The organism is Suttonella ornithocola, from assembly GCF_001889065.1.
GTDB classification, from domain to species: domain Bacteria; phylum Pseudomonadota; class Gammaproteobacteria; order Cardiobacteriales; family Cardiobacteriaceae; genus Suttonella_A; species Suttonella_A ornithocola.
In genome coordinates this window covers 1-8,728 of sequence record NZ_LWHB01000052.1, presented here as the reverse complement: position 1 = coordinate 8,728, position 8,728 = coordinate 1, and the positions used below count along the sequence as shown (strand labels likewise).

Here is an 8,728-nt window from a genome sequence, read left to right as displayed (position 1 = left end):
GTCTGCAACCCATAGCTGATTGGTGTCGCTTGACCAAATCACCAGCATATTGCAGTGTTTCACTACCCAGATAGACGGGCTTTTTTCTATCACGGCTGACGCCATACCTTTTGTGCGCCGTAACGACATTGACTGTTCTGCCATATCTGTTTGATCGGTATCAGCCTCTGTTGATCACGACGGTTTCGTGCCGAGCGTTTCTCAGGATGGTTCATCTGATCTTGATGCCGGTGAGGTAGAGAGTGCAGTCGGCAATACCGTGCAGATTACTTCAACACCATAACACGGCTGATATTGCTCGATAAAGTTGATCATCGTTTGTATGGGCGGTCGAGCTCCGCCTGTGCGAAAAAAGCTACTGCCTTGCGCAAGATCTCATTGCTGCGTTGCAGTTCACGGTTTTCACGCTCAAGGATTTTTATCCGCTCAAGCGCATCTTGTGCCTGTACAGCTTCAGGGGTTGCCAGTACTGCATGTTTGTTATCCCAAGCTCGCAACGTCTCACTACTACAGCCGATTTTAGATGTAATAGCCTCAATAGCCGCCCATCTTGATGGGTAATCGTATTCAACTTTGATCAGTAGACGACCGGCTCTTTCTTTCATTTCCGGGGGGATCTTTTACTACTCATAGTCTTATTCTCTCAGATTGATGAGTCTCCGATCATTCCGGGGCGGTTCAGTACAGACTTTGATAAAACTATGCACTAACCTACCTTTGTATTCTGTACTGTTATCTGAGTAAACATACTCAATCAGATAGAGACCTTTGCAAAAAAATTAAAATCTTTCAAATTACCACTCTGATTGAAGTAAAAAGGGAGCAATGATGAGCAGTTTTTTTAGCATAGCGCCGAAAGCATGATAAATAAGCACATAGACCGTTATCCCTTACTCAAACTGACAAGAGTGATAGGCTGGCAATTGATAGAGCATTACCTAGTTGAGCAGAAAAACCAGCAACAGCGCGCGAACAAGCGAGGGCAGATAAACTACCCGCTATTGAGCATGTTTAAAGCTATCTTACTGGGGCAATGGTATAACCTTTCCGATCTTGAGCTTGAATACAGCCTCATTACCCGCCTAGATTTTTATCTTTCTGTAGTTTTGATGAAGCATACACACTTGACCACAGCACCCTTTGCCACTACTGTAACTGGCTTAGCGAAAGTGGTACTTTGCCAAAGTGACTTACCCTATTTAACTGAGAATTAGAAGCTAAAGGACTGAAAGTCGAAAAAGCCGAAACCGCCATTGTTGATGCTACCATCATCCAAAGCGCAAGCAGCATACAAAAGAAAGCGATAGAAACAAGAGAAGACGGCACAATCAAACCAACCCTAGCCAGTAAAGACCTAGATGCCCTCTGGACAAAGAAAAAAGGACAATACTCTCTAGGCTACAAAAAACACGTCCTGGCAGACCAAGACGGCTACATCGAACAGCTGCACGTCGGCAGTGCTAACGAACATGAAAGCCAGCATCTTGAGTCATTACTAGAAAACCTAAACGTAAGTACAACTGTCTACGCTAATAAAGGCTACAGCAGCCAAGCAAACCGAGACCTCTGCAAAATTCCGTTTTACACTAATTTTTGCTACTAGTAGCAAAATTAACACCATGATTTTAATATGTTTTCAAAATTTGAAAAATTGAAATTTCTCTATTTTATGTTTTTTTGCAAAGGTCTCGAACTGTGATTACCAGCAAGAAAGAGGATTATAGTGCAATCAGCTAAAAAACAGAACACCATTTACCGCCAGAAGCACTAAGGTAATGTTTATAAAACGTCCTGTTTTTTAGTTGATTTGACTATAAAAGACGGCATTATGGAAAAAGCCAGCAGAAGCCAAGCACAGAAAGTATGTTTAGCATACTTTTCAAATCACTACTAAAATTTTAAAAAGAAAGTTTATCTAAAATCTCTTTATAGCCTTTTTTCCAGTCAGGATATTGAAGCCATGCAAGTGGAATATTACTGTGAACGCGTTTCCCGCTGCTGGTGATATGATTTTTGAAAAATTCTGGAGTAGGGTACTTCAATCGGTGACATAACCATTTTGTTAGTTGAAGATTGGTTACAGGTTGATAGTCAGTAGCAAGATAAAGCGCTTTAGGGTGTGGAGAAAGCAAAACTTGAATAATAATATTAATCAAGTCTTTATCCATAATTCTATTGGTCCACTTTTCTTCCATAGAAGAGAAATGGTTATTTTTTTGTATTTGTTGAATTCTATATAGACGTTCCATGCCATAAATTTCGCTTGGACGAATAATTGTGACTTTATTTTGAAATGCAGCGGTAAAGGTACGCTCAGCTTGTAAAAGAATTTGTGAGTTTTCTTTGGTTGGTCGCAATGGGAGAGTTTCTTCGTCAACCCATTCGCCTTTATTTTGCCCATATACACTGGTTGAAGAGATAAAGATTAGATGCTCTAAGTTTTTTAATTGTTTATGATAAGCCGAAAGCTGTTTAGCAATGGCTAAATATGTTTGTGTATATCCTTCGGGAGTAGGTTTGTCTGGTGACACAATAACTATAATTTGTTTAAAAGGGAATAAAGTTTTGCTTGCTAGATTGCTTGCGTCAGCTTGGATAAAATCTGCTTGAGTAAATAGCTGATAATGAATTCGGGGATTTCTGGCTAATCCAGTGACGGATATGCTTTTTTGAGCAAGCGTATTTACCACGCTTGATCCAATTTTACCTAAACCAATGACTAATGGGTTTAAGGAAGATTTCATGAGGTTTTTTAAAATTAGATGGTGGGTCGTGAAGGATTCGAACCTTCGACCAATTGGTTAAAAGCCAACTGCTCTACCACTGAGCTAACGACCCTAAGTAGGAGGGGGTTTATGGTGGGTCGTGAAGGATTCGAACCTTCGACCAATTGGTTAAAAGCCAACTGCTCTACCACTGAGCTAACGACCCGTTTCAAGAGCGCGCATTATATCTAATATGTATTTCTATGCAAGCTTTATTCTCTTTTTTTCTCTAGTTACGTGGTATTTAAGTATTTTTTATCCCCTTAAGTGTTAAAGAAAATCCTTTTATTAAGGGGATAAAATTTTAAAGAAAAAATTAGAGCGTATAAATTCCGACTTTTTGTCTAATATCTGCCATTAATGGACGGCTTTCTTCTCTTGCTTTTTCTGCACCTCTTTGCAGGGTGTTTTCAATTTCTTTCGGATTAGCAATGAGTGCATGATATTTTTCTCTAGGTTCAGCCAATTCGGTGTTAATTCGTTCGAATAATGCTTGTTTTGCATCTCCCCAGCTGATGCCTTCTTGATAAGCAGTACGCATTTGTGCAATTTCAGCTTCGTTTGCAAAGGCACGATAGATATCAAAAATCGTTGAGTCATCGGGATTTTTAGGCTCTCCGGGTGCTTGACTGTTGGTAACGATTTTCATAATAGCTTTGCGCAATTTTTTCTCTGGTTCAAAAAGAGGGATAGTATTGCCATAGCTTTTACTCATTTTTCGTCCATCTGTGCCAGTTAGTAAGGCAACGTTGTCATCAACTACAGCTTCAGGAAGGGTAAAAACTTCTTGATAGCGATGATTAAAACGAGCCGCAATATCTCTAGCCATTTCTAAATGCTGAATTTGATCTCGCCCTACGGGAACGTGTGTTGCATTGAACATCAGAATATCCGCAGCCATAAGAACAGGATAGCAAAATAGCCCCATGGAAATACCATGGTCAGAATCACTATTATTGGCTTCCATGTTTGCGTCAATAGCAGCTTTGTAAGCGTGCGCGCGATTCATTAGTCCTTTTGCACAAACGCAGTTTAGTATCCAGTTTAGTTCAGGAATTTCTGGAATATCTGATTGACGATAAAAGACAACTTTTTCAGGATCTAGACCACAGGCTAACCATGTGGCGGCTATTGCAAGTGTTGATTCATGAATGAGTTTGGGGTCATGACATTTAATCAAAGCATGGAGGTCAGCTAAGAAAAGAAAACTGTCTAAATCAGGATTTTTACTTTCAATAATTGCGGGACGAATTGCACCAACATAATTGCCTAAATGTGGAATTCCTGTGGTATTGATACCAGTAAGTACGCGTTTTGTTTTCATTTTTATCTCAAAGTTTGGTTTAATCTAAAGGTATGTTTTTATCAAATAATAATTGATAATGAATGTGTGAATATGATTTTAAATCATGGTTGATAATACGGAACGTCAATAAGTGTCTTGGTAAGTCCATTATCTTTTAAAAATTGGCTAAATTTTTTGTATGGTGCTGGATCATGTTTAGCAGGATTATTAGCAAAAAGCGGAATGGTTGCCTGCCAAGAGGCTTTGTTAAGTGCATTATCTAACCCTGATTTGTAGCTGATAAAGCTATTCCAAGCATCTTCAGGATGTTCCTTAATGTAGTTAACGGCTTTCTCTAACGCAAGGTTAAAGCGTTTAAAACGTGGATCATTACTTTTATTTTTATTTGCTACTAAAATCATTTCTTCATAGTGTGGAATCCCATGCTTTTCGGGATAGAAAGCAATGGGTTCGATACCTGACTGCGCAAGTTCAATATTTTCAAATATTCGGTAAGCACCGATTACGCCATCGGTTTGCTGGCTTTTTAAGGATTGCGTAATTGCCCAGTTAATATTGACAGTTTTAACATCATCAAGGTTTAGTCCAGCATTTTTTAACATCGCTGCAAGGATGACGCTATCGTATCCCGCGACTGAGTAGCCAATGGTTTTGTTTTTAAAATCAGATAGTGATTTTATTCCACTGTCTTTACGCGCTAGTAAATTATTTAAAGGCGAATCAATAATAGCACTTACTTTAATGAGCGGTAGTCCTTCGCTTAGTTGAACCGTTAATTGTGGCTGACTATCAAAGGCGAGATCTACTTTTTCAGCAGCAGCCATTTTAGGAGCAAGACTGGTATCAGAAGGTTCTATGATGTCAACTTCTAAATTCTGCTCAGTAAAATATCCTTTTTGTTGCGCAATAATTAAAGGTGCTTGGTCAGGATTGACAAACCAATCAAGCATGACACTGAGTTTATCAGCGGCATAACTTTGTGTTGTATATAAAAGAAGCGATAGTACTAATATTTTTTTCATATAGTTGTTAAAAATTGGAATATCGCTCTTCGGTTGAAGAGCGGGAAGTTATCAGGCTTTTTCTAGTAAGAAAGCACCTGCGGTAGCGCCTGCACCGCAAATAGAAATCAGCCCGTATTGTTTATTTTGTCGAGCTAACTCATGAGCAAGCGTGGTTAAAATTCGAGCACCTGTAGCCGCAAATGGATGACCTAAAGCAATTGAGCCTCCATTGATATTGATTTTTGAGCGATCTGCTTTACCGATGGCAGGTTCTTTCCATCCGTTTTCCCATGCCGCTAGGTTGCATAATACTTGTCCGGCGAAAGCCTCGTGAATCTCAATTAAATCTATATCATTTAAGGTTAGATTATTGCGAGCAAGCAATCTAGGAACCGCTAATGCGGGAGCCATTAATAGTCCCTCATCAGGTTCGATAGCTGCAAACTCCATATCTTTGATAATCGCTAGTGATTTTAATCCATCTGCTTCAGCTGTCTCTCTGGTAGCCATGAGAACGCTAGCTGCTCCATCTGTTAATGGACTAGAAGAACCAGCAGTAATACTACCTGCGGAACTTTTATCAAAACTTGGGCGGAGTTTCGCTAATTTTGCAAGTGTGGTATCACCGCGAATCGTATCATCAAAAGTTAGACCATCAAGTGGCGCAATTTCTTCTTTTAGTGAGCCGACTTCTGTTGCATAGGCGGCTTTTTGTTGACTTTCAAATGCCCATTGGTCTTGTGCTTCTCGGCTGATTTTCCATTGCTTAACCATTTCTTCGCAATGTTCTCCCATAGATTTACCTGTAGAAGGCTCTTTTACGCCGGGTGCTTGGGGAGCAAAATGATGTGGTCGAAGTTTTGCAAAGATTTTTAGACGCTCGCCAAATGTTTTTGCTTTATTCGCTTTCATAAATATTCTACGTGCGCTATCTTTAAAACCTAATGCTGGATTACTCATACTTTCTACACCACCAATAATGGCATATTTTGCATTGGTATTTTGAAGAGTCCACACGCCATATTCTGCGGCGGATAATGCGCTAATACAGTTATCATTGAGGGAAACGGCTCTAGTGCTAGCTGAAAGCGGTGTTTGTAAAGCAATTTCTCGCGCGAGTTGTGGAACACGAGGATCAAGCACAACATGTCCGTAAATCAGCGTATCAACTTTTTCTGGCGGGAGAGGGGTTGAATTTAGCAATGCGTTGACGCTATGAATAGCTAATTCTAAGTTGCTATGGTTAGCAAATCGACCATTTGAACGGACAAATGGCGTTCGGCGACCTTCGATAATGACAATATCGTTTTTCATAATAACTCCTTTGATTTTTCCTCATAGGCTATTATCCTAGCAGCAGATGCGGTAATTTAAATACTTTTTTTAGGAGATAAAATGAAAAATACAGACGATTTACGCATTAAAAATATTCGCCAATTGCTTCCACCTGTCGCGTTATTAGAAAAATTTCCTTTGACATCAGTTGCTTCAGAAACAACGCAAAATACAAGAGATAGTATTCATCAAATGTTACATGGAGATGATAAGCGTCTATTAGTTGTTATTGGTCCTTGTTCTATCCATGATACAAACTTGGCTTTGGAGTATGCGAAACGTCTATTACCTTTGCGCGAAAAATATCAGTCAAGCTTAGAAATTGTCATGCGGGTTTATTTTGAAAAGCCTCGAACCACTGTTGGTTGGAAAGGATTGCTTAATGATCCTTTTTTAGATGGTAGCTTTGCAATCAATGATGGCTTGCGGATGGCGCGTAAATTACTATTAGATTTAAATGAAATGGGGATGCCTGTAGCAGTAGAGTATTTAGATATGATTACGCCACAATACATTGCTGATATGGTTGCTTGGGGAGCAATTGGGGCGCGAACAACAGAGAGCCAAGTGCATCGCCAATTAGCTTCTGGACTCTCTTGTCCTGTTGGGTTTAAAAATGCGACCAATGGTGATATTCAAATTGCTGTAGATGCTATTGGTTCAGCACGCGCGGGACATTCATTTTTATCGGTTACAAAATTTGGACACTCAGCTATTGTAGAAACAACTGGTAATGAAGACGCACATATTATTCTTCGTGGTGGTAATAAAGCACCAAATTATAGTGCGCAAGATGTAGCCGATTGTGAAGAAAAACTTCGTAAAGCCGGACTACCTGAAAAAATTATGATTGATTTTAGCCATGCAAATTCATTGAAACAACATGAGCGTCAATTATTAGTTGGAGAAGATGTAGCTAACCAAATTGAACAAGGCAATCAATCTATTTTTGGGGTAATGGTTGAAAGCCATCTAGTAGCAGGTAGCCAAAAATTGGTTAACGGTAAAGCAGAGGTTTATGGACAAAGTATTACAGATGCTTGTATTGGTTGGGAAGAAACAGAAAGCTTATTGTCCCGCTTAGCTCAGGCGGCGCAAAAACGAGTAGTATGAAACCAGTATTATTCTTAATCAGTTTATCTCTACTTGTTGGCTGTACAAGCTCTAAAGATATGGGGATGACACAATCTTTAGCGGCTCGGATGCTGAATCAGGAATGCCATAGTTATCTTGGTAAACAGAAATTATGGCATCTTGCGCAATTAACTTTAGGTGCTAAAGCGCAAGACTATAAAATCAGAGTATGCGATTGTGCGAGCATAGAAGCGGCAAAGAGAATGAGCACGAGTCAGCTTTTACAACTAGCAAATGAGCGTACGAGAACAAATATTCTAATAGAAATAATTCCTCCAACAGTAGCTACTTGCTATCAACGATTAGTTCATTAGAAAAAAGAGACGATATTTTCGTCTCTTTTTTATTTTATTAAGATCTTAGAGATGCCAACCACTACTACTTAGTTGAGCACTTGGTGGTGTAAGATTTGGTAGTGCTTTTAAGGCAATTTGTGTGTCATTAAAAATTTCTAAACAAAAAACGCCGCAATTTGGTGTGGGAAAAGCATGCTGAAAGCGGCGTAGTTTAATCATATCGGCTTGCTCATGAATAGGAAAACCAAGTAACTTCCAAGCCAGCACCTTAATCCAAATACCGTGTCCAAAAATAACGCTTTCATTAGGATAATCTTCTAAACGAGATAAAAAAGTTTCAATTCTCTCGTTAAGGCTTGCAAAAGCCTCGCCATCATCGCCAATTTGCGCTTCTGGGGTAGCGGTTGTCCAATAATGTTCATAAGCTTCAGCGCGCTGACGACCGTTCATTCCCTCTAATACCGATAGTCCTAAAGGCGAAAATTCATTTAGCTCTGGTCGAATAGTAGGGGTGAGTTTAAATCGCATAGAGAGTGGTTCAGAAGTTTGATGTGTCCTCGGAAATTCTGAAACAAAAATATGGCTAGGAATGTAAGGAAAATGTTCGCCAATCCATTTAGCTTGCTTTTTTCCGTTTTTTGTTAAAAAAACCTCCTTATCAGTACGACTATAGTGAAATCATCTAAAGCCCAACCCAATCCAAAGCAGATAAAAGAATAAAGTATCAATACAATCCATCCGCCATTCTTTGCGTATTTGCTTAATCCAAGCTCACATCTTTTCAATGGGATTTAAGTCTGGACTATAAGGGGGTAACCAAACTATTTCATGCCCATGCTCTTCAATGATTGCTTGAATATCACTGCGTTTATAGAAAAGCTGGCATTG

10 protein-coding genes, 2 tRNA genes, 1 pseudogene and 1 other annotated feature are annotated in these 8,728 nt (G+C 39.4%); of the genes and pseudogenes, 4 read left to right on the top strand and 9 right to left on the bottom strand.

The window, feature by feature from the left end; translation table 11 throughout:
* Positions 1-240 precede the first annotated feature (240 nt).
* Positions 241-357, bottom strand: a sequence feature (AL1L pseudoknot).
* Positions 312-605, bottom strand: coding sequence for a hypothetical protein (locus tag A5N85_RS04350; RefSeq protein WP_072576134.1), 294 nt, complete (start codon positions 603-605; stop codon positions 312-314). It overlaps the preceding feature by 46 nt.
* A 255-nt stretch (positions 606-860) precedes the next feature.
* On the opposite strand from A5N85_RS04350, the gene A5N85_RS14580 reads away from it, so the two are divergent.
* On the top strand, positions 861-1,214 hold the full coding sequence (locus A5N85_RS14580) for a transposase (RefSeq protein ID WP_084601634.1): 354 nt from the start codon (positions 861-863) through the stop codon (positions 1,212-1,214).
* 11 nt (positions 1,215-1,225) lie between these two features.
* The gene (locus A5N85_RS17565; RefSeq protein WP_084601635.1) at positions 1,226-1,603 is read left to right on the top strand and encodes a transposase; all 378 of its coding nucleotides are present in this window, start codon (positions 1,226-1,228) and stop codon (positions 1,601-1,603) included.
* A gap of 295 nt (positions 1,604-1,898) precedes the next feature.
* On the opposite strand, the gene A5N85_RS04335 is transcribed toward A5N85_RS17565, so the two are convergent.
* The 6 genes from A5N85_RS04335 to A5N85_RS04310 all read right to left on the bottom strand — a co-directional run bounded on the left by A5N85_RS04335 (position 1,899) and on the right by A5N85_RS04310 (position 6,389).
* The gene (locus A5N85_RS04335; RefSeq protein WP_072576133.1) at positions 1,899-2,744 is read right to left on the bottom strand and encodes an NAD-dependent epimerase/dehydratase family protein; all 846 of its coding nucleotides are present in this window, start codon (positions 2,742-2,744) and stop codon (positions 1,899-1,901) included.
* A 19-nt stretch (positions 2,745-2,763) separates the two neighbouring features.
* Positions 2,764-2,838: transfer RNA gene (locus A5N85_RS04330), tRNA-Lys, on the bottom strand.
* Between the two features lie 18 nt (positions 2,839-2,856).
* A tRNA-Lys gene (locus A5N85_RS04325) sits at positions 2,857-2,931 on the bottom strand.
* A gap of 150 nt (positions 2,932-3,081) precedes the next feature.
* Positions 3,082-4,089 (bottom strand): tryptophan--tRNA ligase, encoded by a 1,008-nt coding sequence (locus tag A5N85_RS04320; RefSeq protein WP_084601633.1) that lies wholly within the window; start codon positions 4,087-4,089, stop codon positions 3,082-3,084.
* Positions 4,090-4,172: 83 nt separating this feature from the next.
* Entirely contained in the window at positions 4,173-5,093 is a 921-nt protein-coding gene (locus tag A5N85_RS04315; RefSeq protein ID WP_072576131.1) for an ABC transporter substrate-binding protein, read from the bottom strand.
* A 51-nt stretch (positions 5,094-5,144) separates the two neighbouring features.
* Complete coding sequence (locus tag A5N85_RS04310; protein WP_072576130.1) at positions 5,145-6,389, bottom strand: acetyl-CoA C-acyltransferase; 1,245 nt, start codon at positions 6,387-6,389, stop codon at positions 5,145-5,147.
* Between the two features lie 81 nt (positions 6,390-6,470).
* Here A5N85_RS04310 and aroG point away from each other — a divergent pair, with 81 nt between their 5' ends.
* Both aroG and A5N85_RS04300 read left to right on the top strand, forming a co-directional pair.
* On the top strand, positions 6,471-7,523 hold the full coding sequence (gene aroG / locus A5N85_RS04305) for a 3-deoxy-7-phosphoheptulonate synthase AroG (protein ID WP_072576129.1): 1,053 nt from the start codon (positions 6,471-6,473) through the stop codon (positions 7,521-7,523).
* Positions 7,520-7,858, top strand: coding sequence for a hypothetical protein (locus tag A5N85_RS04300; protein ID WP_072576128.1), 339 nt, complete (start codon positions 7,520-7,522; stop codon positions 7,856-7,858). Before aroG ends, A5N85_RS04300 begins: the two co-directional genes overlap by 4 nt.
* A 45-nt stretch (positions 7,859-7,903) precedes the next feature.
* On the opposite strand, the pseudogene A5N85_RS04295 reads toward A5N85_RS04300, so the two are convergent.
* A pseudogene (locus A5N85_RS04295) lies at positions 7,904-8,485 on the bottom strand (histidine phosphatase family protein); the annotation flags it as partial.
* A gap of 126 nt (positions 8,486-8,611) precedes the next feature.
* Positions 8,612-8,728 (bottom strand): transposase (locus A5N85_RS17560; protein WP_211268071.1); only part of this gene is annotated, 117 nt, incomplete at its 5' end.